At 72.4% G+C, this 26,208-nt stretch carries 23 protein-coding genes; 13 read left to right on the forward strand and 10 right to left on the reverse strand.

From position 1 onward, the window contains the following. Positions 1-33 precede the first annotated feature (33 nt). The 4 genes from whiG to K4G22_RS24270 form a co-directional block, all read right to left on the reverse strand. A complete protein-coding gene (gene whiG / locus K4G22_RS24255) occupies positions 34-876 on the reverse strand; it encodes an RNA polymerase sigma factor WhiG (protein WP_228082456.1) in 843 nt (280 codons plus the stop codon). Positions 877-1,020: 144 nt separating this feature from the next. After that, positions 1,021-2,178, reverse strand: a complete 1,158-nt coding sequence (dprA, locus tag K4G22_RS24260) for a DNA-processing protein DprA (protein ID WP_228084217.1) — start codon at positions 2,176-2,178, stop codon at positions 1,021-1,023. Continuing rightward, complete coding sequence (locus K4G22_RS24265; RefSeq protein WP_228082457.1) at positions 2,178-3,791, reverse strand: YifB family Mg chelatase-like AAA ATPase; 1,614 nt, start codon at positions 3,789-3,791, stop codon at positions 2,178-2,180. The genes dprA and K4G22_RS24265 overlap by 1 nt, the downstream gene beginning before the upstream one ends. After that, entirely contained in the window at positions 3,791-4,174 is a 384-nt protein-coding gene (locus tag K4G22_RS24270; RefSeq protein WP_228082458.1) for a YraN family protein, read from the reverse strand. The genes K4G22_RS24265 and K4G22_RS24270 overlap by 1 nt, the downstream gene beginning before the upstream one ends. A gap of 426 nt (positions 4,175-4,600) precedes the next feature. Between K4G22_RS24270 and rpsB the strand changes: the two genes are divergently transcribed. The 10 genes from rpsB (at position 4,601) to K4G22_RS24320 (ending at position 15,930) form a co-directional block, all read left to right on the forward strand. Further along, positions 4,601-5,542, forward strand: coding sequence for a 30S ribosomal protein S2 (rpsB, locus tag K4G22_RS24275; RefSeq protein WP_228082459.1), 942 nt, complete (start codon positions 4,601-4,603; stop codon positions 5,540-5,542). Between the two features lie 167 nt (positions 5,543-5,709). After that, a complete protein-coding gene (tsf, locus tag K4G22_RS24280) occupies positions 5,710-6,546 on the forward strand; it encodes a translation elongation factor Ts (RefSeq protein WP_228082460.1) in 837 nt (278 codons plus the stop codon). Positions 6,547-6,751: 205 nt separating this feature from the next. Beyond that, positions 6,752-7,492 carry a UMP kinase gene (pyrH, locus tag K4G22_RS24285; RefSeq protein WP_228082461.1) on the forward strand — a complete coding sequence of 247 codons (741 nt, stop codon included), beginning with the start codon at positions 6,752-6,754 and terminating at the stop codon, positions 7,490-7,492. Between the two features lie 40 nt (positions 7,493-7,532). Beyond that, entirely contained in the window at positions 7,533-8,090 is a 558-nt protein-coding gene (frr, locus tag K4G22_RS24290) for a ribosome recycling factor (protein WP_228082462.1), read from the forward strand. A 68-nt stretch (positions 8,091-8,158) separates the two neighbouring features. Beyond that, the gene (locus tag K4G22_RS24295; RefSeq protein ID WP_228082463.1) at positions 8,159-9,052 is read left to right on the forward strand and encodes a phosphatidate cytidylyltransferase; all 894 of its coding nucleotides are present in this window, start codon (positions 8,159-8,161) and stop codon (positions 9,050-9,052) included. Positions 9,053-9,129: 77 nt separating this feature from the next. Further along, positions 9,130-10,236: a dual-specificity RNA methyltransferase RlmN gene (rlmN, locus tag K4G22_RS24300; RefSeq protein WP_228082464.1), complete on the forward strand. Its 1,107-nt coding sequence runs from the start codon at positions 9,130-9,132 to the stop codon at positions 10,234-10,236. Between the two features lie 214 nt (positions 10,237-10,450). Continuing rightward, the gene (locus K4G22_RS24305; RefSeq protein WP_228082465.1) at positions 10,451-11,536 is read left to right on the forward strand and encodes a thiamine ABC transporter substrate-binding protein; all 1,086 of its coding nucleotides are present in this window, start codon (positions 10,451-10,453) and stop codon (positions 11,534-11,536) included. Further along, complete coding sequence (locus K4G22_RS24310; RefSeq protein WP_228082466.1) at positions 11,533-13,173, forward strand: ABC transporter permease; 1,641 nt, start codon at positions 11,533-11,535, stop codon at positions 13,171-13,173. The genes K4G22_RS24305 and K4G22_RS24310 overlap by 4 nt, the downstream gene beginning before the upstream one ends. Before the next feature lie 16 nt (positions 13,174-13,189). Next, entirely contained in the window at positions 13,190-14,269 is a 1,080-nt protein-coding gene (locus K4G22_RS24315; protein ID WP_228082467.1) for an ABC transporter ATP-binding protein, read from the forward strand. A gap of 98 nt (positions 14,270-14,367) precedes the next feature. Then, entirely contained in the window at positions 14,368-15,930 is a 1,563-nt protein-coding gene (locus tag K4G22_RS24320; RefSeq protein WP_228082468.1) for a family 10 glycosylhydrolase, read from the forward strand. A 57-nt stretch (positions 15,931-15,987) separates the two neighbouring features. On the opposite strand, the gene K4G22_RS24325 is transcribed toward K4G22_RS24320, so the two are convergent. Both K4G22_RS24325 and K4G22_RS24330 read right to left on the reverse strand, forming a co-directional pair. Further along, positions 15,988-17,118 (reverse strand): hypothetical protein, encoded by a 1,131-nt coding sequence (locus tag K4G22_RS24325; protein ID WP_228082469.1) that lies wholly within the window; start codon positions 17,116-17,118, stop codon positions 15,988-15,990. After that, positions 17,100-17,819 carry an ABC transporter ATP-binding protein gene (locus K4G22_RS24330; RefSeq protein WP_228082470.1) on the reverse strand — a complete coding sequence of 240 codons (720 nt, stop codon included), beginning with the start codon at positions 17,817-17,819 and terminating at the stop codon, positions 17,100-17,102. Before K4G22_RS24330 ends, K4G22_RS24325 begins: the two co-directional genes overlap by 19 nt. Before the next feature lie 330 nt (positions 17,820-18,149). Here K4G22_RS24330 and K4G22_RS24335 point away from each other — a divergent pair, with 330 nt between their 5' ends. Continuing rightward, on the forward strand, positions 18,150-19,583 hold the full coding sequence (locus K4G22_RS24335; RefSeq protein WP_228082471.1) for a gamma-aminobutyraldehyde dehydrogenase: 1,434 nt from the start codon (positions 18,150-18,152) through the stop codon (positions 19,581-19,583). A gap of 110 nt (positions 19,584-19,693) precedes the next feature. On the opposite strand, the gene K4G22_RS24340 is transcribed toward K4G22_RS24335, so the two are convergent. Next, complete coding sequence (locus K4G22_RS24340) at positions 19,694-20,419, reverse strand: glycerophosphodiester phosphodiesterase (RefSeq protein ID WP_228082472.1); 726 nt, start codon at positions 20,417-20,419, stop codon at positions 19,694-19,696. Next, positions 20,407-21,489 carry an adenosine deaminase gene (locus K4G22_RS24345; RefSeq protein ID WP_425336745.1) on the reverse strand — a complete coding sequence of 361 codons (1,083 nt, stop codon included), beginning with the start codon at positions 21,487-21,489 and terminating at the stop codon, positions 20,407-20,409. The genes K4G22_RS24340 and K4G22_RS24345 overlap by 13 nt, the downstream gene beginning before the upstream one ends. 66 nt (positions 21,490-21,555) lie before the next feature. On the opposite strand from K4G22_RS24345, the gene K4G22_RS24350 reads away from it, so the two are divergent. Continuing rightward, on the forward strand, positions 21,556-22,497 hold the full coding sequence (locus K4G22_RS24350) for a hypothetical protein (protein WP_228084301.1): 942 nt from the start codon (positions 21,556-21,558) through the stop codon (positions 22,495-22,497). Positions 22,498-22,627: 130 nt separating this feature from the next. Then, the gene (locus tag K4G22_RS24355) at positions 22,628-23,101 is read left to right on the forward strand and encodes a hypothetical protein (RefSeq protein WP_228082474.1); all 474 of its coding nucleotides are present in this window, start codon (positions 22,628-22,630) and stop codon (positions 23,099-23,101) included. A gap of 21 nt (positions 23,102-23,122) precedes the next feature. Here K4G22_RS24355 and gabT read toward each other — a convergent pair whose 3' ends face one another. Both gabT and K4G22_RS24365 read right to left on the reverse strand, forming a co-directional pair. Further along, positions 23,123-24,481, reverse strand: a complete 1,359-nt coding sequence (gabT, locus tag K4G22_RS24360) for a 4-aminobutyrate--2-oxoglutarate transaminase (RefSeq protein ID WP_228082475.1) — start codon at positions 24,479-24,481, stop codon at positions 23,123-23,125. Positions 24,482-24,635: 154 nt separating this feature from the next. Further along, on the reverse strand, positions 24,636-25,988 hold the full coding sequence (locus tag K4G22_RS24365) for an ABC transporter ATP-binding protein (protein WP_228082476.1): 1,353 nt from the start codon (positions 25,986-25,988) through the stop codon (positions 24,636-24,638). Between the last annotated feature and the right edge of the window lie 220 nt (positions 25,989-26,208).

Consider the following 26,208-nt stretch of genomic DNA (forward strand, 5'->3'; position numbering starts at 1 on the left):
GCGTCAGCCGGCCCACCGGTGCCGGTGGCCGGATCAGCCGGTCACATCGGCGAGTTTCGCGCGCAACTGAAGCACCGACTTGGTGTGGATCTGGCTGACCCGACTCTCCGTGACCCCGAGCACCGCGCCGATCTCGGCGAGCGTCAACCCCTCGTAGTAGTAGAGGGTCACCACCGTCTTCTCCCGATCGGGCAGCGTGTTGACCGCGCGTGCCAGCAGACGGCGCAGCTCGCGATCCTCTGCCACCTCCACCGGGTTGTCCGCCGCGGTGTCCTCCAGCGTGTCCATCAGGCTGAGCCGGTCGCCGCCGCCCTCCCCGGCGTGCAGGAGCTCCTCCAGGGCCACGACATTGGCCAGCGACAACTGGCTGAACACGGCGTGCAGTTCCTCCAGGGCGATATCCATCTCCGCCGCGACCTCGGCCTCCGAGGGCGTCCGCCGCAGGGAGGCCTCCAGGGTGGCGTAGGCCCGCTCGATGGCCCGGGCCTTCTGCCGGACCGAGCGGGGAATCCAGTCCAGGGCGCGCAGTTCGTCGATCATCGCCCCCCTGATCCGGGTGATGGCATAGGTCTCGAACTTGATGGCGCGGGTCGGATCGAACTTCTCGATGGCGTCGATGAGGCCGAAGATGCCCGAGGAGACGAAGTCGGCCTGCTCCACGTTGGGGGGCAGCCCCACGCTCACCCGACCGGCCACGTACTTCACCAACGGTGAGTAGTGGAGGATCAGCTGCTCGCGGAGCCGTTCGTCCGCCGATGACTTGTAAGCACGCCACAGCTCGTCGAGCGCTGAGGGGGCCGGGGGGATCATGGCGCCCTCCGCCACGGCCGGTGCTGCCTGGGCCACATGCCAAGGCCCGAGGGAGTGCTGGGGCATACGTCGTCTTGAGCCGTTCTGAGGGGGGTCCGTGCGGGTTCTGGCGACAGAACTCTGTGAGCGTAGCGTGACTGAGAGGTCGCATCGCGCAGGTGCCGTGTCCGCGCCGATGCGCAGATACGTTCCGCTGGCCGCACCCTGGAGTTACGGGCCGCCATGGGCGCTCGCCGGCACGACCCGCGCGTGTCGGGTTGACTCGGGAGCCAACCGCCAACGCTCGCCCACCCGTTCGACGAAGCCGAGGCCGCAGAGCTCCCGCAGTCTGGCGAGGGCGTCCGCCTCGCTGGTGCACGCGCCGCCGGCCACCTCCGTCAGCGTGCTGTCCCCATGGCCCGGCAGCGCGTCCAACACCAGGGCCGCCCGGGGCGCCAGCAGATCGCGGGGCACCAGGGGCGAAGGCCCCGGATCGGCCAGCTCGCCCATCTCACCGACCAGTTCGACGATCTCGGCCGCGTCCCCGACCAGCGTCGCCTCCGCCCGGATCAGGCGGTGCGCGCCGGCCGACAGACCGGATGTCACCGGGCCCGGGACCGCCATCAGATGCCGGCCCACGCGCCGGGCGTGGCTCGCGGTGTTCAGCGCGCCGCTGCGCCGGCCCGCCTCCACCACCACCGTGCCCCTGGTCAACGCGGCGATGACGCGGTTCCGCAGAACGAAGCGCCCGCGTGTGGGATGGTCGCCCGGCGCCAACTCGGCGACCAGCAGCCCGCCGGCCGCGATCCGGTCGAGCAACTCCCGGTGCGCGGAGGGATAGCTGACGTCCACCCCACAGGCCAGGACAGCGACCGTCGCCCCCGAGACCGACAGCGCGCCGCGATGCGCGGCGCCGTCGATCCCGTAGGCGGCGCCGGAGACGACCGTCCAGCCGCGCTCGGCCAGGCCGGTCGCCAACTCGACCGTGACATGGGCGCCGTAGTCCGTGCAGGCCCTGGCCCCCACCAGGGCCACCGAACGCAGGGAGACGAACCGCAGCGAGCACGCCCCGCGCAACCACAGCCCGATCGGCCTGGTCACGCCCAGATCGTCCAGCTGGGTCGGCCACTCCCGATCACCAGGGCAGACGAACCGCCCGCCCAGCTCACCGATCAGCCCGATATCCGCCTCCGGCCTCGCGCGCCGGGCGCGCAGCAGCAGCCCGGCCCAGCGCTCGGCACTGGCCCCGGGCAGCGCCGCACCGCCCGAGCGCAACGCATCCCAGACGGCGAGCGGGCCCGACTCGGCCAGCCAACGCCCCACCAGCGGATCACCTGGCTCCGCGACCCGGGCCAGAGCGGCCCGCGCCAGCCGTTCGGGCGGGGGGATCACGACAGACTCCCCGCGAGGCCCGAGCCGCGCCGCACGCCCGTCCGCAGCTCCAGGGCCGCGTCCACATCGAGGGCGGAGGGGCGGTCGTGTTCGGCGAGATCGGCCACCGTCCACGCGACCCGCAGCACCCGGTCGAGCCCTCGGGCCGTGAGCAGCCCGCGATCCATGTCCCGCTCGGCCCTGTCCAGCGCTCCGGGCGATGGCGCCCACCGGGTGCGCAGCTCGTGGCCCGGAACCTCGCTGTTGGTGCGCCAGGGGGTGTCGGCGAACCGAGCCGCCGCGCGCGCCCGCGCGGCGAGCACCCGCCCCGCGACCCGCGCCGTCGACTCGCCGCCGCAGGCCGGGGCGATCAGCTCGGCCCGGCTCACCGGCTCCACCGGGACGCGCAGATCCACCCGGTCGAGCAGCGGCCCCGAGAGCCTGGCCCGATACCGGCGCACCGTGCTGGGCAGGCATTCGCAGTCCCCCAGCGGAGAGCCATGGCGCCCGCAGGGGCAGGGGTTGGTGGCCATGACCAGCAGCACCCTGGCCGGCATCCGCACCACGCCCGCCGCGCGCGCCACCACCACACAGCCCGACTCCAGGGGTTGGCGCAGCGCGTCCAGCGCCTGGCTGCTCATCTCGGCGGCCTCGTCCAGGAAGAGCACGCCGTGGTGGGCCAGCGAGATCGCGCCGGGACGGGGCACTCCGCTGCCGCCGCCGACCAGGGCGGGCATGGAGGCGGAGTGGTGGGGGGAGCAGTAGGGCGGCCGATCGATCAGGGGCCGGCCCGTCGGCAGCGAGCCGCTCACCGAATGCACCGCGCTGACCTCAAGCGACTCCTGCCTGGTCAGCGGCGGCAACAGCCCGGGGAGCCGCTCGGCCAGCATCGTCTTCCCCGCGCCTGGGGCGCCCTTGAGCAGCAGATGGTGCCGGCCGGCGGCGGCGACCTCCAGCGCCTTGCGGGCCAGCGACTGGCCGGAGACCTCCGCCAGATCCGGCGTGCGGCCGTCGGGGAGCGGGCTGAAGAGATCGCCGGCCGGCGGCTGGCCCCAGCCGGAGCCCAGCGGGAGCCGGGAGCCGGCCGGCTCCTCCTCCACCGGCTCATCGGGCACCGGCTCGTCGGAGAGCAGCGCGATCAACTGCCGCAGGCTGCGCACCCCGAGCACCGCCACCTCGGGCACCAGCGCGGCCTCGGCCACCGTCTGCTCCGGCACCACCACCTGGCGATAGCCGGCCCCGGCCGCCGTGAGCACGGCGGGGAGCACCCCGCGCACCGGGCGCACCCGCCCGTCCAGGCCCAGCTCGCCGATCATCATCACATCGGCGATCGACCGGGGATCGATCCGCTCGGCGGCGGCCAACACGGCGCAGGCGACGGCGAGATCGAACCCGCTGCCGCACTTGGGGACGGCGGCCGGACTCAGGCCCACCGTGAGCTTCTTCTGCGGCCAGGCCGTGCCGGAGTTGACCACGGCGGCCCGCACCCGGTCCCGGCTCTCGCTGAGCGACTTGTCAGCGAGCCCCACCAGGGAGAACGCCGCCACGCCCGGCTCCAGATCGGCCTGTACCTCGACCACGACGCCCTCCACCCCGACCAGGGCGACGGCACAGGTGCGTGCGAAGGCCATCACGCCACCCCCCTGACATGCTCCACCCGCGCGGCGCCGCGCTCGGGCAGCAGCACCCCGATCAGGTCGATCCGGACGCCGCCGGGCGGCGGCGCCGGGTGTGCCGCGAGCCAGCGCTCGCAGAGCCACCGCTGCGCCAGCGCGCGCAGCCGCCGTGCCTGGGAGGGCGAGAGCCCCGCCATCGGATGTTGGAACCCGCGGGCCCTGCGCGTCTTCACCTCGCAGACCACCAGCGCGGGACCGGCCGACCGATCCGCCGCCACGATGTCGATCTCCCCGGCGCTACAGCGCCAGTTCCTCTCAAGGACGGTCATTCCCGACCGTCGCAGCCGCCGCACGGCGAGATCCTCGCCGAAGCGGCCCAGCGCACCTCGCTGATTCATGCCGCATCACCTCCGTCACACACTGTGACGGCTCTGCGGAAAAGATGTGGATCTTGGTGGATAAGTCAGTCGTTGTGGAAAACTCCGCCACACCTTTGAGTGATCGTGCGGCTCGAACACGGCGTCACCCGTGCCGTTCGACGGCCGGCGTCAGACCCTCATCGGCGGCCGTTCCCCGCCTCCCGACGGGCTGTCGCCCGGGCCTGCGGCGGTCCCGTACACTTCTCGTGGCGATCCGGGCACCCGGATCGACCTCGCACGCCCCGCCGCCGGGGCGCTCCGGCTCCCGCCGGGGCGTAGGCGGCAGCGCGTCTCGGTCCGTGGCGGTCATAAGACAGGTCGACCCCCGGCACTGCGCGTCGGGGCGTCAGGAGCGCCGGCCCCCCGGTCGGCGCTGACAACCGAGTCTGCACAAGGAGAACGGCCATGGCCGTCGTCACGATGCGGGAGCTGCTTGAGAGCGGCGTCCACTTCGGGCACCAGACCCGCCGCTGGAACCCGAAGATGAAGCGTTTCATCTTCACCGAGCGCAACGGCATCTACATCATCGACCTGCTCCAGTCGCTGTCGTACATCGACCGCGCCTACGAGTTCGTCAAGGAGACCGTCGCGCACGGCGGTACCGTCATGTTCGTCGGTACCAAGAAGCAGGCCCAGCAGGCCATCGCCGAGCAGGCGACCCGCGTGGGCATGCCCTATGTGAACCAGCGCTGGCTGGGCGGCATGCTCACCAACTTCTCGACGGTGCACAAGCGGCTGCAGCGCCTCAAGGAGCTGGAGCAGATCGACTTCGAGGATGTGGCCGCCTCCGGCCTCACCAAGAAGGAGCTCCTCGTCCTCTCCCGCGAGAAGGCCAAGCTGGAGAAGACCCTGGGCGGCATCCGCGAGATGCAGAAGGTGCCGAGCGCCGTCTGGATCGTGGACACCAAGAAGGAGCACATCGCCGTTGGCGAGGCTCGCAAGCTGAACATCCCGGTGGTCGCGATCCTCGACACCAACTGCGACCCGGACGAGGTCGACTACAAGATCCCGGGCAACGACGACGCGATCCGTTCGGTCACCCTGCTCACGCGGGTCATCGCCGACGGCGTCGCCGAGGGTCTGATCGCCCGCTCGGGTGCCTCGCAGGCCAAGGACGGCGAGAAGCCGGCCGGCGAGCCGCTGCCCGAGTGGGAGCGCGAGCTGCTCACCGGCGCCGAGGAGAAGGCCGAGGAGAAGCCTGCTGAGGCGCCGGCCGAGGCTTCCGCCGAGGCCGAGGCCCCCGCTGCGGAGGCCGCTCCCGCCGTGGCCGAGCCCGTCGCCGAGGCGGCGCCCGCCGCCGAGGGTGAGCCGGCCGCCGAGGCGCAGCCCGCCGGCGAGTCCGCCTGACGAGTCCGGCGCGCCGAGGGCCCCTGGCGGGCCCGTGGCACGACAGCTGAAGAGCATGAGGCGGTGCGGGGAGTCAGATCGGCCCCCGCACCGCCGTCTCCGGTCGGTGCGGCGACTGCACGCCGAGCGACCCCAACGACGAGATCCGGGAAGAGAATCACGTAACCATGGCGAACTTCACCGCCGCCGACGTCAAGAAGCTCCGTGAGCTTTCCGGCGCCGGCATGATGGACTGCAAGAAGGCGCTGGACGAGGCCGAGGGCGACGTCACCAAGGCCGTGGAGATCCTGCGCGTCAAGGGCCAGAAGGGCGTGGCCAAGCGCGAGAGCCGCACGGCGGAGAACGGCGCCGTCGTCGTCGTTCTCGCCGACGACAACGCCTCGGGCGTGCTGGTCGAGCTGAAGTGCGAGACGGACTTCGTCGCCAAGGGCGACAAGTTCCAGGCGGTGGCCCAGCAGGTCGCCGACCACGTCTTCGCGACCGCGCCGGCCGACATCGAGGCGCTCCTCGGCTCCGAGATCGAGCCGGGCAAGACCGTCCAGGTGCTGGTCGACGAGGCCAACGCCACCCTGGGCGAGAAGATCGTGCTGGACCGCTTCGCGCGGCTGACCGGCGGCTATGTGGCCAGCTACCTGCACCGCACCAGCCCCGACCTGCCCCCGCAGGTGGGCGTGTTGGTCCAGCTGGACGGCGAGAACGCCGAGGTCGCCAAGGATCTCGCGCAGCACATCGCCGCCTTCGCGCCGCGCTTCCTGAGCCGCGACGAGGTGCCCGCCGACGTGGTGGAGAACGAGCGCCGCATCGCCGAGGCCACCGCGCGCGAGGAGGGCAAGCCGGAGGCCGCCCTCTCCAGGATCGTGGACGGCCGGATCAACGGCTTCTTCAAGGAGCACGTGGTGGTGGACCAGCCGTTCGCCAAGGACAACAAGAAGTCGGTGCAGAAGATCCTGACCGAGGCCGGCGTCAGCCTCCAGGGCTTCGCGCGCTTCCGCGTCGGGGCCTGATCCGGCGCTACGCGACGTCCCGGGACGCGCCGTCCGCCGCACGGCGGACGGTACCCGGCTATTGTCGGGCGGAAGGCCGTCCGGCCGCGCGACGCTTCGCGACGACCGGGGCGACCGCAGTTGTGACGAGGAGGCCATTGCCGGGCAGGGGAACCGTAAGGTCCGCTGGCAGTGGCCTCCTTGGCGTGTGCACGAGGAGAGTTCCATGAACCAGGACGACAACAAACCCCGCCGATTTCTGCTGAAGCTGTCGGGTGAGGCATTCGCGGGCGGCGGTGGGCTCGGTGTCGATCCCGATGTCGTGCACAAGATGGCCAGAGAGATCGCGGCCGTGGTGCGCGACGGTGCGCAGATCGCGGTGGTGATCGGCGGCGGGAACTTCTTCCGTGGCGCCGAGCTGCAGCAGCGCGGGATGGACCGGGCGCGCTCCGACTACATGGGGATGCTGGGCACGGTGATGAACTGCCTGGCCCTCCAGGACTTCCTGGAGAAGGAGGGCATCGACTCCCGGGTGCAGACCGCCATCACCATGGGGCAGGTCGCGGAGCCGTACATTCCGCTGCGCGCCGTGCGGCACTTGGAGAAGGGGCGCGTCGTGATCTTCGGCGCCGGCATGGGCATGCCCTACTTCTCCACCGACACCACGGCCGCCCAACGGGCCCTGGAGATCCATGCCGAGGCGCTGCTGATGGGAAAGAACGGGGTGGACGGGGTGTACGACTCCGATCCGGCCCGCAACGCGGACGCGGTGAAGTTCGACGCGCTGGACTACGGCGAGGTGATCACCCGGGATCTCCGGGTGGCCGACTCCACCGCGATCACCCTGTGCCGGGACAACCAACTGCCGATTCTTGTCTTCGAACTGCTCGCGGAGGGCAATATCGCCCGTGCGGTAAAGGGTGAGAAGATCGGCACGCTCGTCAACAGCCAGGGCCAGCGGGCCTGACGGCCCGTCACGCCCCCACACATCGAACCAGGAGCACGTGGTGATCGAAGAAGCCCTCCTCGAAGCCGAGGAGAAGATGGAGAAGGCGGTCGTGGTCGTCAAGGAGGATCTGGCGGCGATCCGCACCGGCCGAGCCCACCCGGCGATGTTCAACAAGATCGTGGCCGAGTACTACGGCACCATGACCCCGATCAACCAGCTGGCGTCGTTCTCCGTGCCGGAGGCGCGGATGGCGGTGGTGACCCCGTTCGACAAGAGCGCGCTGCGCAATATCGAGCAGGCGATCCGGGATTCGGATCTGGGGGTCAACCCGACCAACGACGGTCATATCATCCGCGTGGTCTTCCCCGATCTGACGGAGGAGCGCCGCCGGGAGTACATCAAGGTCGCCAAGACCAAGGGCGAGGACGCCAAGATCTCCATTCGCGGGGTGCGGCGCAAGGCCAAGGAACTGATCGACAAGGCGATCAAGGACGGCGACGTCGGCGAGGACGAGGGCCGGCGCGGTGAGAAGGAGTTGGACGAGACCACCGCCAAGCATGTGGCGCAGGTCGACGAGTTGCTCAAGCACAAGGAAGCCGAGCTGCTCGAAGTCTGACCGATCGGGTGTGAAACGGGCTCAGTTGCGAGCACGACCGATCAGGACCGAGAAAGACGCTGTCATCCGTGAATGAATCAACCCGGGGGTCGTCCCCGGCCACCGGGCAGTCGCCGCCGGCCAGGCCCCCCGGCCCTCCGCAGCGGAAGCGCGCGGGCCGCGACCTCCGCGCCGCCGTGGCGGTGGGGGTGGCGCTCGGCGCGGTCGTGCTGGCCGTGCTCTTCGCCTACAAGCCGGCCTTCCTCGTGGTGATAGCCGCAGCCGTGGTCGTCGGCCTGTGGGAGCTGTCCACCCGCCTCGCCGAGCGCAAGCAACTGCGGGTGCCGCTGCCCCCGTTGGCCGCGGGCGGGGTGGCCATGGTGGTCGCCGGCTATCTTGAGGGCGCCGAGGGCGCCTGGTCCGCCATGGCGCTGACGGTGCTGGCGGTGTTGCTCTGGCGCATGTTCCAGTCCCCTGAGAACTATCTGCGGGATGTCACTGCCGGGGTCTTCGCCGCCTTCTATGTGCCGTTCCTGGCGACCTTTGTCGCGCTGATGCTGGCCGCGGACGACGGACACCGGCGGGTGCTGGTCTTCATACTTCTCACCGTGGTCAGCGACACCGGCGCCTACGCGGTGGGCTGGCGGTTCGGCCGGAGGAAGCTGGCGCCCAGGATCAGCCCGGGGAAGACGCGTGAGGGGCTGGCCGGCGCGGTGCTCTTCGCCACGGTGGCCGGCGCGGTGTCCATGGCGACGCTGATCGACGACGGCACCTGGTGGCAGGGCGTGCTGCTCGGTCTCGGGGTCGCCATCAGCGCGACCCTGGGGGACTTGGGCGAGTCGATGATCAAGCGTGACCTGGGCATCAAGGACATGGGCACGCTGCTGCCAGGACACGGCGGGATCATGGACCGCCTGGACTCTTTGCTGCCCACGGCGCCCGTCGCCTGGCTCCTGCTGCTGGTCTTCGTCGGCGCCGGCTGAGGCGGCACCGGGCGCCCATGTCCTGGCCCCGGTGGCCCGGTCGGCGCCCGGCCTGAGTCTGCGACACTGGAGGCATCATGCCTGTACCAGGAGAACTCACCTTCGTCGCGCCGCGTGGGGCCAAGAAGCCGCCCCGGCACCTCGCCGATCTCACCCCGGCCGAACGCCGGGAGGCGGTGACGGCGCTGGGCGAGAAGCCGTTCCGCGCGCGGCAGCTGTCGCGGCACTACTTCGCCCGGCTCTCGGACGACCCCACGAGCTGGACGGACATCCCCGCCGCCGCGCGTGAGCGGCTGGCGGGGGAGTTGCTCCCCTCCCTGATGAGCGTGGTGCGGCATATCAGCTGTGACGGGGGCGCCACCCGGAAGACGCTGTGGCGGCTGCACGACGGCACCCTGGTGGAGTCCGTGCTGATGCGCTATCCGGAGCGGGTCACCATGTGTGTCTCCTCACAGGCCGGCTGCGGGATGAACTGCCCGTTCTGCGCGACCGGGCAGGCGGGGCTCGACCGGAACCTCTCCACAGCCGAGATCGTGCACCAGATCGTGGACGGGGCCAGGGCGCTGCGGGACGGCGAGGTGCCGGGCGGCCCGGCGCGGCTCTCCAACATCGTCTTCATGGGCATGGGCGAGCCGTTGGCCAACTACAAGCGGGTGGTCGGCGCCATCCGGCGGCTCACGGACGAGGCGCCCGACGGGGTGGGCCTCTCCCAGCGCGGGATCACGGTCTCCACGGTGGGCCTGGTGCCGGCGATGCGGCGGTTCACGGACGAGGGGTTCAGCTGCCGTCTCGCGGTGTCGCTGCACGCGCCGGACGACGAGCTGCGGGACACGCTGGTGCCGGTCAACACCCGCTGGAAGGTGCGCGAGGTGCTGGACGCCGCTTCCGACTACGCGGAGCGCTCCGGGCGGCGGATCTCCATCGAGTACGCCCTGATCAGGGACATCAACGACCAGGCCTGGCGGGCCGATCTGCTGGGCAAGATGCTCAGGGGGCGCGGTGCCCACGTCAACCTCATCCCGTTGAACCCGACGCCCGGCTCCAAGTGGACGGCTTCGCGGCCCGAGGACGAGCGGGCCTTTGTCGCGGCGCTTGAGGCGCGTGGTGTGCCGGTGACGGTGCGGGACACCAGGGGGCAGGAGATCGAGGGCGCCTGCGGGCAGTTGGCGGCTGCCGAACGCTGACCGTCCTGGTGTCGGCGGCGGCTGCTATCGTGGCCCTTCGAACACTTGCACAAGCGCACACACGGGGTGTGCGTCATCCGACAGGGGAGCGCTCGCAGCGCTGAGAGTGCGGCACCGGCCGCAGACCCTCGAACCTCGCCCAGGTCATGCTGGGTAGGAAGTTCGGACTTCCTCTCATGCTGCTCGCGTCTGCCCGCGTTAAGAAAGCGACACCATGCAGCGCAGCAGCATTCACCGGGCCACCGCCGCCCTGCTCGCCCTCGGTCTCGGCGCCCTCACCGCCTGTGGTTCCGACGGTTCGGACAGCTCGGACAAGGGCTCGGGGGGCACGGAGGTCGTGCTGGTCAGCCACGAGTCGTTCCTGGTCTCGGACGAGGTGTTGGAGGCGTTCACCGAGGAGACGGGCTACCGGGTGAAGCTGCTGCGGGCCGGCGACGCCGGGGTGATGGTCAACCAGGCCGTGCTGTCCAAGGGCAACCCGCAGGGCGACGTGCTCTTCGGCGTGGACAACACGCTGCTCTCCCGCGCGCTGGACGAGGGCGTCTTCGAGCCGTACGAGGCGGCGGGTCTGGACCAGGTGCCCGCCGAGCTGCGGCTGGACGACGAGCACCGGGTGACGCCGATGGACACCGGCGACATCTGCGTCAACTACGACCGCGCCTACTTCGCCGAGCACGAGCTCGAACCGCCGCTGACCCTCCAGGAGCTGGCCGAGCCCGAGTACGCCGACCTGCTGGTGGTGCAGAACGCCGCCACCTCGTCGCCCGGGCTCGGCTTCCTGCTGGCCACCGTCGCCGAGTTCGGCGAGGACGGGGACGGCTGGACCGGGTACTGGGAGCGGCTGCGGGCGAACGGCGTCGAGGTCGTCGACGGCTGGGAGCAGGCGTACAACGAGCGCTTCTCGGGCGCCGGTCAGGGCGGTGACAAGCCGCTGGTGGTCTCCTATGCCACCAGCCCGCCGGCCGGTGTGGTCTACGGCGGCGAGGACCGGCCGGAGGAGGCGCCCACCGGGGTGTCGACGGAGACCTGCTTCCGGCAGATCGAGTTCGCGGGGCTGCTGGACGGCGCCGCCAACCCGGAGGGCGGCAGGGCGCTGCTGGACTTCCTGCTGGGCCTGGAGTTCCAGGAGGACATGCCGCTGAACATGTTCGTCCATCCGGCGCGGCAGGACGCCGAGTTGCCCGAGGAGTTCACCCGCTACGCCGAGCCGGTCGAGAACCTGCGCGAGGTGGCGCCCGAGGAGATCGCCGAGCGTCGCGAGGAGTGGATCGACGAGTGGACCGACCTGGTCGTCAGGTGACCAGGTCGACCCTGACCAGGGCGGCGCTGCTGGCGGTGCCGCTGGTGTTCTTCGCGGTCTTCTTCGGCTACCCGGTGGCCGCCATCGTGGCCAGGGGCCTGCTGGTGGACGGGAGTTGGCAGTGGGGCCAGCTCGGCGAGGTGCTGGGCGACGAGAGCACCAGGAAGGTGCTGTGGTTCACCTGCTGGCAGGCGGCGGCGTCCACCGCGTTGACGCTCGCCCTGGCGCTGCCGGGTGCCTATGTCTTCGCCCGCCTCAGCTTCCCTGGGAAGCGGCTGCTGCACGCGGCCGTCACCGTGCCCTTTGTGCTGCCCACGGTGGTCACAGGGGCCGCCTTTCTGGCCCTGCTGGGGCGCGGTGGGCTGTTGGACACCACCTGGGGGGTGCGGCTGGACAACGGGGTGTGGGCGATTCTGCTGGCCCATGTCTTCTTCAACTACGCGGTGGTGGTGCGGACGGTGGGCGGGCTGTGGGCGCAGCTCGACCCCCGGCAGGAGGAGGCGGCGCGGGTGCTGGGCGCCAGCCGCCTCACCGCGTGGCGGCGGGTGACGCTGCCGGCGCTGGTGCCGTCGGTGGCCGCCGCCGGGCTGATGGTCTTCCTCTTCACCTTCACCTCCTTCGGGGTGATCCAGATCCTGGGCTCGCCCCGGCACGCGACGCTTGAGGTGGAGATCTACCGGCAGACCGCGCAGCTGCTGCGGCTGTCCACCGCGTCGGTGCTCACCCTGCTCCAGCTGGCGGCGGTGGTCGCGCTGCTGGTGGCGCACCGGCTGATCACCCGGCGGCGGGAGACGGCGCTCGCCCTCGTCGATCCGGCGTCCACCTCCCACCGGCCGCGCGGCGCCGGGCAGTGGGCGCTGCTGGCCGGGGTGTTGACCACCATCGGGCTGCTGCTGGCGCTGCCCCTCGGGGTGCTGGTGGAACGTTCGCTCTCCGGGCCCGACGGCTATGGGTTCGCGCACTACCGGGCGCTGGCGCACGCCGATGGCACGTTTCTGGTCGCGCCCTGGGAGGCGGTCGGCAACTCGCTGCGCTTCGCCGCCGTGGCCACGGTGATCGCGGTGGTGGTGGGCGGCTGCGCCGCGATCGCCCTGACCCGGCGGGCGAGCCGGTTGACCCGGGGGTTCGACGCGCTGCTGATGCTGCCGCTGGGCACCTCGGCCGTGACGGTGGGCTTCGGCTTCCTGATCGCGCTGGACGAGCCGCCGTTGGACCTGCGGTCCTCCTGGATCCTGGTGCCGCTGGCGCAGGCGCTGGTGGGGGTCCCGTTCGTGGTGCGGGTGCTGCTGCCGGTGCTGCGCGCGGTGGACGACCGGCTGCGGGAGGCGGCCTCGGTGCTGGGCGCCTCGCCGGCGCGGGTCTGGCGGGAGGTGGATCTGCCGCTGGTCAGGCGGGCGTTGCTGGTGGCGGCGGGGTTCGCCTTCGCCGTCTCGCTCGGCGAGTTCGGGGCCACGGTCTTCATCGCCCGCCCCGACGAGCCGACGCTGCCGGTCGCGGTGGCCCGGCTGCTGGGTCGCGCGGGGGAGCTGAACTACGGACAGGCGATGGCGCTCAGCGTGATCCTGATGCTGGTGTGCACCGTCGTCCTGCTGCTGCTGGAGCGGCTGACGCCCAGTCGTTCCGCCGGAACCTTCTGATGGCTGGGAGTCACGGGTGAGTCTGCTGGAACTCGATCGTGTGAGTGTGCGCTACGGCGAGCGCTCGGCGCTGCGCTCGGTGGCGCTGGGGGTGGCCGAGGGGGAGACGGTCTGTGTGCTGGGGCCGAGCGGCAGCGGCAAGTCCACCCTGCTGCGGGCGGTCGCCGGGCTGATCCCGGTCGACGGTGGCACGGTGCGGCTGGCCGGGCGCGACCAGGCGGGGGTGCCGGCGCACCGGCGGGGCCTGGGGCTGATGTTCCAGGACCACCAGCTGTTCCCGCAGCGCGACGTGGCCGGCAACATCGCCTTCGGCCTGCGGGTGCGGGGCACCGGGAAGGCCGAGGCGGCGCGCCGGGTGGCCGAGCTGCTGGAGCTGGTCGGGCTGCCGGGCGCCGGGCGCCGCGCGGTGGCCACGCTCTCCGGCGGGGAGCAGCAACGGGTGGCGCTGGCCCGCGCGTTGGCGCCTGACCCCCGGCTGCTGATGTTGGACGAGCCGCTGGGCCAGCTGGACCGTGATCTGCGGGAGCGGCTGGTGTTGGAGCTGCGGGAGCTGTTCGGCCGGTTGGGCACGACGGTGCTGGCCGTCACCCATGACCAGGGCGAGGCGTTCGCGCTCGCCGACCGGGTGGCGGTGATGCGGGACGGCCGGGTGGTGCAGGCCGGCACGCCGGACGAGGTGTGGCGGCGGCCGGCGGACGCGTTCGTGGCCCGCTTCCTCGGCTTCCGCAACGTGGTCGAGACCACCGTCGGCGACGGCGGGGCCGCCTCGCCCTGGGGCGTGCTGCCGGTGCCGGCCGACACGGCGCCAGGCGTGCGGGAGGTGCTGGTGCGCCCCTCCGGGGTCCTGTTGACGCCGGTTGAGGCGAGCGGACTCACCGGCACCGTGCACGCGCGCACCTTCCGTGGCGATCATGTGCTGTTGCTGATCAGGACCGACTCCTCGGGGCCCCTGGTGGAGGCATCCTGTCCACTGCGCGCCGCCCCGGAGGAGGGGGAGCGGGTGGGCCTCTCCTTCGACCCCGACGAGGTGGTGCCGCTGCCCCCTCGTCCGGCCGAGACGCCGACGGTCGATCAACTCTCGGACGGGGTCCGCTAGAAAGTTCCTGAGAAGGTGAAAGTTTTCGTCTATACGGGGTCACGTTGGCGAAGTAAATTGTCGGCTGCTGTCGTCACACCTCTCCTGGAGATCCCCGTATGAGACGGACTCTGCTCACCCTTCTCGCCTGTCTCAGCCTGCTGTTCGGCGGCGCCGTCGTCGCGGCACCGGCCCAGGCCGACCAGGCGCCGCCCGAACAGTGGCGCAGCTACTGGGTCGACGCGTTCAACGCGGGCATCTACAGCCCGGACCAGGTCAGCACGCTGATCGAGGACGCGCGGGCCGTCAACGCCAACGCCCTGATCGTGCAGACCGCCCGCCGCTACGACTGCTTCTGCAACCGCGCGCTCTACCCGCGCACCGACGCGGCCATCGACCCCGCGCCCTACGACCCGTTGGACGAGGTCATCGAGCAGGCGCACGCCGCCGGGCTTGAGGTGCACGCCTGGGTGAACGTCAACACCCTCTGGAACAGCGCCACTCCGCCCACCTCGCCCGACCACGTCTTCAACCAGCACGGCCCGACGGCCGAGGGCGCCGAACGCTGGCTCAACAAGAAGGCGGACGGCACCGAGTTCAGCGGCGCCAACGCCTACATCGACCCGGGCCACCCGGCGGCCGTCGACTACATCGAGTCCGCGGTGCGCAGCATCGTCCGCGAGTACGACGTCGACGGGATCAACCTGGACTACGTCCGCTACCCCGACGGCAGCTCGGAGACCACCCACAGCGACTGGGGCTACAACGACGTCTCGGTGGCCAGGTTCCAGCACGCCACCGGCCGGGACGACGTGCCCGAGCCGTCCGACGCGCAGTGGTCCGACTGGCGCAGGGACCAGGTCACCGGGCTGGTGCGCCGCCTCTACCTGGGCATCTGGGAGGAGAACCCGCAGGCCAGGCTCTCCATGGACGCCATCACCTACGGCCATGGCCCAAGCCGGGTCGGGGGCTTCGAGAACACCCGCACCTACGGTGAGGTCCTCCAGGACTGGGACGGCTGGCTGGACGAGGGGATCATGGACACCGTCGTGGCCATGAACTACAAGCGGAACTGGGAGCCCGAGCAGGCCGAGATGTACAGCGAGTGGTCGGAGTTCCTGGCCGACGCGCAGGGCGACCGGCAGGCCGTCAACGGGCCCGCGCTCTACCTCAACTCGGTGGCCGACAGCGTCCAGCAGGCCAAGGAGGCGCTGGCCCCCACGGCGGCGGGCAACACCGTCGCCGGCTGGAGCGGCTACTCCTACGCCACCGCGTCCATCGACGTCCCCGAATCCACCCCGGAGGCCGAACGCGGCGCGCTGGCCGAGGCGTTGACCACCGGCGCGGACGCGCCGTTCGCCGAGCGCGCCGAGGTGCCCGACATGGCGTGGAAGTCCACGCCGCAGGAGGGCCATGTCACCGGCGAGCTGGCCCTGCGGGACGGCACCGCGCTGGACGGCGCCGAGGTCACCCTGATCCCGCTCGGCCGCGGCGAGGAGCGGGTGGCGCGGGCCGACGGCTCGGGCTGGTTCGGCTTCGCGCATGTGTCGCCGGGACACTACCTGGCGAAGGTGACACTGCCCGACGGCGTGGTCGGCGTTCCGCTGCTGCCGGTCCGGGTCGGCAAGGGCACGGTGGCCGACGCTCCGTTCCCGCCGTTCCTGGCGCTCCCCGGCGCCTGAGCCGGAAGGGCGACCACCGGCCCCCCGGGCAACGGCGCCCGGGGGGCCGGCGCGCGTTCAGTGGCGGGCGGCCAGCGTCAGGAGTTCTGCGGTGAGCCAGGCCAGCGGGCCGAAGACCGCGACCAGGGCGGCGCAGCGCGCCGCCACCACCAGGCGCAGCGCCCGTCGCCCCGTGCCGACGCGCACCAGGCTGGTCATCGCCGGCCGGCGTTCCGCCCTGATCTGCTCCGCCACGGTGAGCACGCTGCCCAGCGTGCCGGCCGCGACCACCGTCAGGCCCAGCGTCCCGAAGAGCCCGAAGTCCCCGAGGGCGCCCAGCTCACCGGCGGCGAGCACGGCACCCACCGTGACGGTGAGCGCGGCGACCGGCCGGCCCAGGCGCCTGGCCTCCTCCGTCAAACCGCGCCCGGCGAGCAGCCGCAGCGCCCCCGGCCGGTGGGCCGACAGCGCCTGCCCGGCCAGATAGACGAGCCCTGGGCCGGTCAGCACCACTCCGGCGGCGATCAGCAGCCAACCGCCGACCACCCCGAAGGGCATGGTGTCCAGCGGGTCGGGCAGCGGCAGCCAGCCGTCCGCCGCCTCGGCCGTCGGCTCGCCGGTCAACGTGCCGAGGGCGAGGCCGCCGGCGATCAGCGCGGTGCCCCACGGCAGCCCCGCCGGCGCCGGCATCGCGGCCACCGCCGTGCCGCGCAGCCCGAGCGCCGACGCGCCCGCCGCCGTCGCGGGGGCCACCGCCAGCAGGGTCAACGCCGCCCCCAGCGGCAGCGAACCGCCCCCGTTCAACGGGCCGGTCGCCGCCCCGTCGAACGGCAGCCCCGACAGGTCGCCGCGCAGATGCAGGAAGACCAACAGGGCCAGCGCGCTGCCCAACAGCCCCGCCACCGCCGTGGAGATCGCGGCCAGCACCGGGGTCCGCGCCGGGCCGTGCCCCGCGGTGTCGAGGCCCGAACGGGGTCGCGCCGCCGGATCGGCCCTGGCCACGGCCACCGCCAACTGCGCGGTGGCGGCCAGCGGCACCAGGCACCACAGCAGCCGCAGCCCGGCGAGCCGGCCGTCCTCGGGGTGAGCGGCGGCCCGCGCCAGGGCGCTGAGCAGCAGGAACCCGACGCCGGCCGCCGCCGAGGCGAGCAGCAGCCGACGGGCGAGCGCCGCCGGGTCCGAACCTCGGGCTAGCCGGAGAGCGAGCATGTGATGTCATCCTCGACGGCCTCGGGAGCGGCGCTGGTGTGGCCGTCGACCAGGCTGAGCGTGCGGTCGGCCAGGGTGGCGACCTCCGGGTCGTGGGTGGCCAGCACCACCGTGATGGCGTGCGTGCGGCCCGCCGTGGTCAGGGTGCGCAGCACCTGCGCCCGGTCGGCGCGGTGCAGCGGGGCGGTGGGCTCGTCCGCGAAGAGCACCTCCGGCTTGTGCGCCAACGCCCGGGCCAGCGCGACCCGTTGACGCTGCGCCTGGCGAAGCCCGGCGGGCCGCGTCCTGGCGCACTCGGCGATGTCCAGCCGCTCCAGCCACTCCGTCACGGTCTTGCGGGCCTGCCGCCCCGGCACACCCGCCAGCAGCAGGGGCAGCGCCGCGTTCTCCCAGGCGGTCAGCTCGGGCACCAGCTGCGGGCTCTCCCCCACCCAGCCGAAGCGGTCCCGGCGCAGCCGGTCCCGCGAGGCCGGCGCCAGCTCGTGCACCGGGACCCCGTTGAACCACACCTCCCCACCCTGGGGGCGGAGTTGGCCGCTGAGGCAGGACAGCAGTGTGGTCTTCCCCGCCCCCCGTGGGCCGGTGACGGCGAGGATCTCGCCCTGCCGCACCCCGAGGGATACGCCGAGGAGGGCGGGTGAGCCACGGTGGGCGTACTCCAGGTCGCGCGCCCAGAGCACGTGGTCGTCGGGTGGGGCCATGGGTGGGGCACCTTCCGCTGGAATGGCCGGCCGTCGCCCGCCCGCCGAACGGGAGGGCGTCCGGCCGTTCACGGCACCCCTGCACGCTGACACACCCCCCTTCCCAAAGCGGACCGCGACGCGACGACCGGTGCGAAGAATCCTCCGGACGGTGCACGGCCACCCGGCCGTGACGTAAGAAATTCCTTTCGATCAGGGTTTGGGTGGCGATTTTCCTGGATCTGGCCACTCCAGGCGTCGGATCTATCGTCGGTGGCGGTGTTGTGCGCGGGGGTCCTGGGCATAGGGTGAGCGTTCCAAGCCATCGGACCGGGAAGGCAGGAGGGCTCCGTGAGCACCGAGCCGCGCCGCGTGCGCAACTACATCGACGGGGAGTTCCGGGAGGCTGCCGACGGGCGGGTCAGCGAGGTGATCGACCCGACCACGGGCACCCCGTACACCACGGCGCCGCTCTCCGGCACCGCCGACGTGGACGCGGCGATGGCCGCCGCCGAGGCGGCCTTCCCCGCCTGGCGGGACGCCACCCCGGCGGACCGCCAGCTGGCGCTGCTGCGCGTCGCCGACGCGCTGGAGCGGAACGCCGACGAGCTGCTGTCCATCGAGTGTCGCGACACCGGGAAGCCCCTGGAGCTGACCCGCGGCGAGGAACTCCCGCAGATGCTCGAACAGATCCGCTTCTTCGCCGGCGCCGCCCGGATGCTGGAGGGCAAGTCAGCCGGCGAGTACCTGGCGGGGCTCACCTCCTTCGTGCGACGTGAGCCCGTCGGGGTCTGCGCCCAGGTGGTGCCGTGGAACTACCCGCTGCTGATGGCGGTCTGGAAGTTCGCCCCCGCGCTGGCGGCCGGCAACACCGTGGTCCTCAAGCCGTCCGACACCACCCCCGCCTCCCTCTCCTATGTCGCCGGACTGCTCGGTGAGATCCTGCCCAAGGGCGTCTTCAACGTGGTCTGCGGCGACCGGGACACCGGCCGGCTGATGGTGGAGCACCCCATCCCCGCCATGGTCTCCATCACCGGCTCGGTCCGCGCCGGCACGGAGGTGGCCACCAGCGCCGCGGCCGACCTCAAGCGGGTCCACCTGGAGCTGGGCGGCAAGGCGCCCTGCGTCATCTTCGAGGACGCCGACCTGGCCGCCGCCGTCGAGGGCATCAGGGACGCCGGCTTCTTCAACGCCGGCCAGGACTGCACCGCCGCCACCCGGGTCCTGGTGCACGCCTCCCACCACGACGCCTTCGTCCAGGCGCTCACCGAGGCCGCCGCCGAGGTCCGCACCGGCGACGTGTCGGACCCCGACTGCGCCTACGGCCCGCTCAACAACGCCGACCACCTGGCGAAGGTCTCCGGCTTCATCGAGCGGCTGCCCGCCCACGCCAAGGTGACCACCGGCGGCCACCGGGTGGGGGAGCGCGGCTACTTCTACGCGCCGACGGTCGTCGCCGGCTGCGCACAGGACGACGAGATCGTGCAGCGCGAGGTCTTCGGGCCGGTGATCACCGTGCAGTCCTTCACGGACGAGGCCCAGGCCGTGGAGTTCGCCAACGGCGTCGAGTACGGCCTGGCCTCCTCGGTCTGGACCAAGGACCACGCGCGCGCCATGCGGATGTCCAAGGCGCTGGACTTCGGCTGCGTCTGGATCAACACCCATATCCCGCTGGTGGGCGAGATGCCGCACGGCGGCTTCAAGAAGTCCGGCTACGGCAAGGACCTCTCCGCCTACGGGCTGGAGGACTACACGCGGATCAAGCATGTGATGACCGCGCTGTAGCCGTTGCGGCCCGCCCCGGGCCACCACCCCGGCCCGGGGGGCGAGGTCCGGGAGCGGCTTGGGTCGTTCGGTGCTGGTGCGGCTCCCGTCCCGGGCGTGGGGTTCCGGCGTCAGGGCACCGCCCCGCCCCTGGCCTCCAGCGCCCGGGGCGGGGCGTCGACGACGGCGCGGAGCGTGGCGACGCGGTTGCTCATGATCACGGTGACGCCCAGGTCGCGGAGCCGCCGCATCGTGCGGCGGCTGTCGACCACCCAGGCCGCGACCTGGTAGCCGGCGTCCAGCGTCCAGTCCACCCGGTCCCGAGTCACCTGCCCCAGCGGGTAGTTGAGCCAGCGCGGCCGGACGTCGGTCAGCAGCGAGGGGCGCGGCGCGGCCGTCCGCTTCCAGGTGAGCGCGATCTCCGCGTCCGGCTCGGCGCGGCGTACCGCGCGCAGCGCCCCGGGATCCCCGCAGTACCAGACCCGGGCGGCCGAGCCAGCGGCCCGCACCTCGTCGACCACCGCCCGCGCCCGCTCGGGGGAACGTTCCGGCAGGTCGAGCAGGACCCGCACGCCCAGCTCAGCGCAGTGCGCCAACGCCTCCGCGAGGGTGGGCACCCCGCCGCCGGTGAGCCGCCGCACCTCGGCGGCCGTCAGCGCCGCGACCGGCGCGTCATGGCCCCACAGCCGGCTGAGCGTCGCGTCGTGCAGCACCACCGGCACGCCGTCCGCCGTGGTCCGCACGTCCAGCTCCACCGAGTCCGCGCCCGCTTCGGCGGCGGAGGTGAAGGAGGGCAGGGTGTTCTCCCTGACCCGGTAGGGATCGCCCCGGTGGGCGACCGCGATCACCGCGCCCATGTGGCGAGGTGGTCGTCGATCTCGGCGGTCAGCCTGGACTTGCCGGCCGGGTCGAGGAACGACGCGGCCACCGCGTTCCTCGCCAGGCCGGCGACGCCGGCCTCGTCCAGGCCCAACAGCCGCGCCGCGACCAGGTACTCCTGGCACAGGTCGGTACCGAACATCGGCGGGTCGTCGCTGTTGATCGTCACCGGCACGCCCGCCTCGACCAGGCGCGGCAGCGGGTGCTCGGCCAGCGAGGACACGGCGCCCGTCGCCACGTTGGACGTCGGGCAGACCTCCAACGGAATCCGTTCGCGCGCCAGATGGGCCAGCAGCTCCGGGTCGTGGGCGGAGCTGATGCCGTGTCCGATCCGCTCGGCGCGCAGCGAGGTCAGCGCGTCCCACACCGTCTCCGGCCCGGTGGTCTCCCCCGCGTGCGGCACGCTGCGCAGCCCGGCGGCGATCGCCTGGTCGAAGACCGGCTTGAACAGCGCGCGCGGCCACCCCTGCTCCGGCCCGCCGAGACCGAACGAGACCAGCCCGTCCGGCTGTTGCCCCAGCGCACACGCCAAGGTGCCCTCGGCGGCGGGCAGACCCAGCTCGCCCGGGATGTCGAAGCACCAGCGGAGCACCACGCCCAGATCCCGCTCGGCCGTCATCCTGGCGTCCTCGATCGCCTCCACGATCGCCTCGTCGGCGATGCCGCGCAGCGCCAACGAGTAGGGCGTGACGGTCAGTTCGGCGTAGCGAATCCGTTGCCTGGCCATGTCCCTGGCCACCTCGTAGGTCAACAGCCGCACGTCCTCCGGGGTCTTGATCAGGCTGACCACGGAGATGTAGATCTCGATGAAGTGCGCGAAGTCGCGGAAGGTGAAGAACTCGGCCAACCTCTCCGGGTCCTTGGGCACCGGCGAGTCCGGGTGGCGGGCCGCCAGCTCGGCGACGATCCGGGGCGAGGCCGAGCCCACATGGTGCACATGCAGCTCGGCCTTCGGCAGCCCGGCGACGAACGCGGCGAGATCACCGCCGGTGGCGGGGGGTTCCGGCAGCTGGGACAAGACGCCTCCTCGGATTCGACCTGCGCTCATGGTAGGCGGGGCTTACGGGGCGCTCACGGGCCCGTAGGGTTAGGGCTCGCAGAATGTGGAGGTGCCGTGACCGAGGAACAGCCGCCGTATCCGACTCGGCCACCGACGGAAGATCCTCCGGCCACCCCGCCGCCGCCCGCCGGGCCGGCGACCGCGCCCGGCACGCCCGTGCCCGGGCAGTTCCCCGGCTGGTCCAAGGGCGCCACTCCACCGCCCGGCGGCTACCAGCCGCCGCACCTGCCCTACCCGCCGCCCGGGTACCCGGGCTTCGTGCCGCCGCCGCCGATCCTGCCGCGCAACGGCACGGGGCTGGCCGCGCTGATCCTCGGCGTCGTCGCCGCCTCCATCAGCTGGACGGTGTTCCTCAGCCCGCTGGCCGTCTTCCTCGGCCTCCTCGCCGTCGCCTTCGGGCTGATCGGCGCCGGCCGCGCCAAGCGCGGCGCGGCCACCAACCGCCCGGCGGCGCTCGGCGGGCTGTGGTCCGGCGTCGGCGGCGCGGTGATAGGCGTCGCGCTCACCGTGGTCCTGGTGGTCCGGATCCTCACGCTGATCGGGGTGGAGACCGCCGCCGGCTCCGACTACCTCGCGGAGCCGGGCGAGGAGGTCGTCTTCGAGGACGGTCTCGCCGTCCGGATGAACGAGCCCCGGCGCGTCCACGACAACGAGATCGAGCTGACCGTGAACGTCACCAACGGCTCGGACGACTCGGTCGAGGTCTTCGACGACTCGATCCGGGCCCTGGTGAACGGCACCGAGGTGGAATCGCACCTGGTGTACCAGGTCGCCCGCAACATCGAGGACCTGCCCCCGGGCGAGAGCCGGAGCGTCGCCTTCCGGATAGCCGTCGAGCGGGGCGCCCGGGATCTCGGCATCGACTACGCGCCGGGCGGCGACTACGAGTACGCCTACTGGCAGCTGCCCCTCCCCGGCTCCGGCGAGCCGGACGGGCCGCCGGACGACGAGCGGCCCGAGGACGAGGACCCGCCAGGCGCCAGCCTCGACGTCTGAGAGCCGCGCCCGGCGCCGGCCGCCTTCGCGGAAACTCACCGAAGTGGCGTAACGATCCACCCGCGCCGCCCTCTCCACCGAAGAGGGAGAGAACCGGCCCGCCCTGGGCCGGCGGCAGAAGGGACGCGGGATGCGAGACGAGAACGGAGCCAGGACGGCGCTGGAGTGGCTGGCCGCCGCGGCGCCCAGCCCGGCGACCTGCCGATGGGAGTGGGAGCGCCAACCACAGGGGGTGGCCCTGCTGCCCGCGGGGCGGCTGTGGGACGTGCTGATCCTGCCGCCCGTGCTGGGTCTTGCCACGCTGGATGTGCTCGGCCGGATCATCGACCGCCCCGGGCCCGTGCTGGCGGACGGCCGGCAGCGGCGGGTCGGCTTCTTCGTCCCCGCCGGCACCGCGGGCCGCTGGCTCGGCACCGGGGTGCGGGCGGCGGGACACGGCAGCTGGATCGTGGTGCCACGCCCCGACCGGTCCGTCCCGGCCGCCCGCTGGTTGGTGCCGCCGGACGGCTCAGGTCTGCTGACCGACCCCGCCGTCCTGGAGTTGGCGATGCACGAGGCCGCCGCCACCGTGGCCGGGCCACGCCGCCCCGGCCTCGGCGCGTGACCCGCCAGGTGGGCGGACGGCTCAGCTCCCGGCCAGCGCGCTCTCCAGGATGTCGAGCCCCTCGCCGAGCAGGTCCTCGCCGATCACCAGGGGCGGCAGGAAGCGCACCACGTTGCCGTAGGTGCCGGTGGTCAGGACCAGCAGCCCCGCCCGGTGGCAGCGCGCCGCCACGGCCGCCGTGGTCGCCGGGTCGGGGTCCTTGCCGCCCGGGCGCACCAACTCGATCGCCACCATGGCGCCCCGGCCCCTCACATCGCCGATCACCGGGAAGCGTTCGGCCATCGCCCGCAGACGCGGCAGCATGATCTCCTCGATCCGCCGCGCCCTGGCCGGCAGGTCGAGATCGCGCATGGTCTCGATCGAGCCGAGCGCGGCGGCGCAGGCCACCGGGTTGCCGCCGTAGGTCCCGCCGAGGCCGCCCACATGGGCGGCGTCCATGATCTCGGCGCGGCCGGTGACCGCGGCCAGCGGCAGCCCGCCGGCGATGCCCTTGGCCGTGGTGATCAGGTCGGGCACCAGGCCCTCGTCCTCGGAGGCGAACCACTGTCCGGTGCGGCAGAAGCCGGACTGGATCTCGTCCGCGACCAGCACGATCCCGTGCTCCCTGGCGAACTCGGCGACGCGCGGCAGGAAGCCGCGGGCCGGCACGATGAAGCCGCCCTCGCCGAGGATCGGCTCCACCACGATGGCCGCCGTGTTGTCGGCCCCGACCTGCTTGGTGATCTGCTCGATCACCTGCGCCGCCGCCTCCTCGGCGCACCGTTCGGGCCCGGTCAGCCAGCGGTAGGGGTAGGCCATCGGCACCCGGTAGATCTCCGGCGCGAACGGGCCGAAGCCGTGCTTGTACGGCATGTCCTTGGCGGTCAGCGCCATGGTGAGGTTGGTGCGGCCGTGGTAGCCGTGCTCGAAGACCACCACCGCCTGCCGCTTGGTGTGGTAGCGCGCGATCTTGACCGCGTTCTCCACCGCCTCGGCGCCGGAGTTCAGCAGGATCGACTTCTTGGGATGGTCACCGGGGGTGAGCCGCGCCAGCTCCTCGCAGACCTCGACATAGCCCTCGTAGGGGGTGACCATCGCGCAGGTGTGGGTGAACCGGCTCAGCTGCTCGGTGGCGCGCCGCACCACGGCTTCGGCGCTGTTGCCGACCGAGGTGACGGCGATCCCGGCGCCGAAGTCGATCAGCCGGTTGCCGTCCACGTCCTCGACGATGCCGCCGCCCGCCCTGGCGGCGAAGACCGGCATCACGGTGCCGACACCAGCGGCCACCGTGGCCAGCTTCCGCGCCATCAACTCCTGGGACCTGGGCCCCGGGATCTCGGTGACCAGCCTGCGCTCCTGGGGGAGAGCGGGACCTCCGGCCCTTCCGTTCGTGTCGCTCATGAGTGGACTCCTCGTCGCGAAGGGGGTGCGTCGGGCACTTCCCCCGCAGGCTAGGGCCGGCCCGGCGCCCCGGGCACGCGCCACCACGGAGTCAACGCGGCATGGTTTTGGCCACTTCGTCGCCTGGCGTCCCGCCCCCGGGGCCCGCGCGCGATCAGGGCTGCAACGAGGGGCTGCGCGGCGAGGCGGGACAGATCCGCCGGCCGTCCTCGTCGAACACGTACATCTGGTTCAGGTCGACCAGCAGGGGCACCCGCTCGCCCAGCCGGGGCTGGGCGTCGGCCGGGATGCGCACCACGAGGCCGTCCGTGATCCGGCCCGCCGCGGTGGCCGGCGGGCCCTCGGACTCCTGGTCGCGCGGTTCGGCCGGCTCGCGCGGGCTCCCGGCCGGGGTCCGCTGCCGGCCCAGCAGGCGCCCCAGGCCGCCGGAGCCGCCGAGCCGCGAACGGCGCCCGACCCGGGACCGCCTGGCCGGCGGACGCGGCGCCTCAAGACCCTCGACCCGCGCCGGACGGGCCCCCGTCGACACATGCACCAGCGACTCGTGCCCCTGGAACTCCACGTGCTGCACCACACCGTTGAGCAGCGCCTCGGTGGGGCGCATCTCCTGCGGGGTGGCGATCCTGGCCGCCTCGGAGCGCAGCCCCACGGTGATCTCCCGCCCCATCTGCACCCGCAGCATCTGGTGGTCCACGGACAACGGCTGGGGCAGCTCGATGCGTTGGGTGCCGAAGTCGATGCCCATCCGGCCGCCGAGCGGCGCGTGCACCGTGGCCCGCAGCAGGTTGATCCGGGGCGTGCCGACGAAGGCCGCCACGAAGACGTTCTCGGGGCGTTGGTAGACCACCCTGGCGCTGTCCATCTGCTGGATCACGCCGTCCCGCATCACGGCCACCCGGTCGCCGAGCGACATGGCCTCCGCCTGGTCGTGCGTCACATAGACCGTGGTCACCCCGAGATGCCGGGTCAGGGTCGCGATCTCGGCGCGCAGCCGGGTGCGGAGCTTGGCGTCGAGGTTGGAGAGCGGCTCGTCCAACAGGAAGGCGGACGGGCGGCGGACGATCGCCCGTCCCATCGCCACCCGCTGGCGCTCGCCACCGGAGAGCTGCCCGGGGTAGCGCTCCAACAGGTCCTCGATGCCCAGCAGCCGGGCCGCCTCCCGCACCCGGGAGGTGGTGTCCTGGTGCGGCGACTCGATGCGCAGCGGGAAGTCGATGTTCTGACGGCCCGTCATGTTCGGGTAGAGCGCGTAGTGTTGGAAGACCATCGCCAACCGGCGTTCACCGGGCGGTATCGCGTTGGACAGCTCGCCGTCGAAGAGCAGTTCACCCGAGGTGATGTCCTCCAGACCCGCGATCATCCGCAGCACGGTCGTCTTGCCGCATCCCGAGGGGCCGAGGAGCACCACGAACTCACCGGGACCGATGTCCATGGACAGGCGATCCACGGCGACCACGTCCCGTGGGTAGATCTTGGTCACGTCTCGCAGGGAGATGGCGCGTGTCATGGCGTTCCGCCCGTGGATTTCCTTGACTGGGGGATGAGCCAGGAACGTAGCGCACCGGATGTCCCAGGGGAACGCTTTCGCACAACTTGCCCCTTCGCATATTCGAGAGCCCGTTCGCGCACCTCACACCGGTGGATCGGCGGGCGGCACGGGAGGGCTACGGCTGCACTAGATTTGGCCGTGGACGAACGGTCAGCGAAGCGGTCGGGGCCCCTCCGAC

This window comes from Streptomyces profundus (assembly GCF_020740535.1).
GTDB classification, from domain to species: Bacteria; Actinomycetota; Actinomycetes; order Streptomycetales; family Streptomycetaceae; genus Streptomyces; species Streptomyces profundus.

Excerpts from the sequence above, each read along its gene's own strand:
- whiG (WP_228082456.1), bottom strand. The coding sequence starts at position 876 with ATGCCCCAGCACTCCCTCGGGCCTTGGCATGTGGCCCAGGCAGCACCG.
- K4G22_RS24265 (WP_228082457.1), bottom strand. The coding sequence starts at position 3,791 with ATGGCCTTCGCACGCACCTGTGCCGTCGCCCTGGTCGGGGTGGAGGGC.
- K4G22_RS24270 (WP_228082458.1), bottom strand. The coding sequence starts at position 4,174 with ATGAATCAGCGAGGTGCGCTGGGCCGCTTCGGCGAGGATCTCGCCGTG.
- rpsB (WP_228082459.1), top strand. The coding sequence starts at position 4,601 with ATGGCCGTCGTCACGATGCGGGAGCTGCTTGAGAGCGGCGTCCACTTC.
- tsf (WP_228082460.1), top strand. The coding sequence starts at position 5,710 with ATGGCGAACTTCACCGCCGCCGACGTCAAGAAGCTCCGTGAGCTTTCC.
- pyrH (WP_228082461.1), top strand. The coding sequence starts at position 6,752 with ATGAACCAGGACGACAACAAACCCCGCCGATTTCTGCTGAAGCTGTCG.
- rlmN (WP_228082464.1), top strand. The coding sequence starts at position 9,130 with ATGCCTGTACCAGGAGAACTCACCTTCGTCGCGCCGCGTGGGGCCAAG.
- K4G22_RS24305 (WP_228082465.1), top strand. The coding sequence starts at position 10,451 with ATGCAGCGCAGCAGCATTCACCGGGCCACCGCCGCCCTGCTCGCCCTC.
- K4G22_RS24320 (WP_228082468.1), top strand. The coding sequence starts at position 14,368 with ATGAGACGGACTCTGCTCACCCTTCTCGCCTGTCTCAGCCTGCTGTTC.
- K4G22_RS24325 (WP_228082469.1), bottom strand. The coding sequence starts at position 17,118 with ATGCTCGCTCTCCGGCTAGCCCGAGGTTCGGACCCGGCGGCGCTCGCC.
- K4G22_RS24330 (WP_228082470.1), bottom strand. The coding sequence starts at position 17,819 with ATGGCCCCACCCGACGACCACGTGCTCTGGGCGCGCGACCTGGAGTAC.
- K4G22_RS24340 (WP_228082472.1), bottom strand. The coding sequence starts at position 20,419 with ATGGGCGCGGTGATCGCGGTCGCCCACCGGGGCGATCCCTACCGGGTC.
- K4G22_RS24345 (WP_425336745.1), bottom strand. The coding sequence starts at position 21,489 with ATGAGCGCAGGTCGAATCCGAGGAGGCGTCTTGTCCCAGCTGCCGGAA.
- K4G22_RS24355 (WP_228082474.1), top strand. The coding sequence starts at position 22,628 with ATGCGAGACGAGAACGGAGCCAGGACGGCGCTGGAGTGGCTGGCCGCC.
- gabT (WP_228082475.1), bottom strand. The coding sequence starts at position 24,481 with ATGAGCGACACGAACGGAAGGGCCGGAGGTCCCGCTCTCCCCCAGGAG.
- K4G22_RS24365 (WP_228082476.1), bottom strand. The coding sequence starts at position 25,988 with ATGACACGCGCCATCTCCCTGCGAGACGTGACCAAGATCTACCCACGG.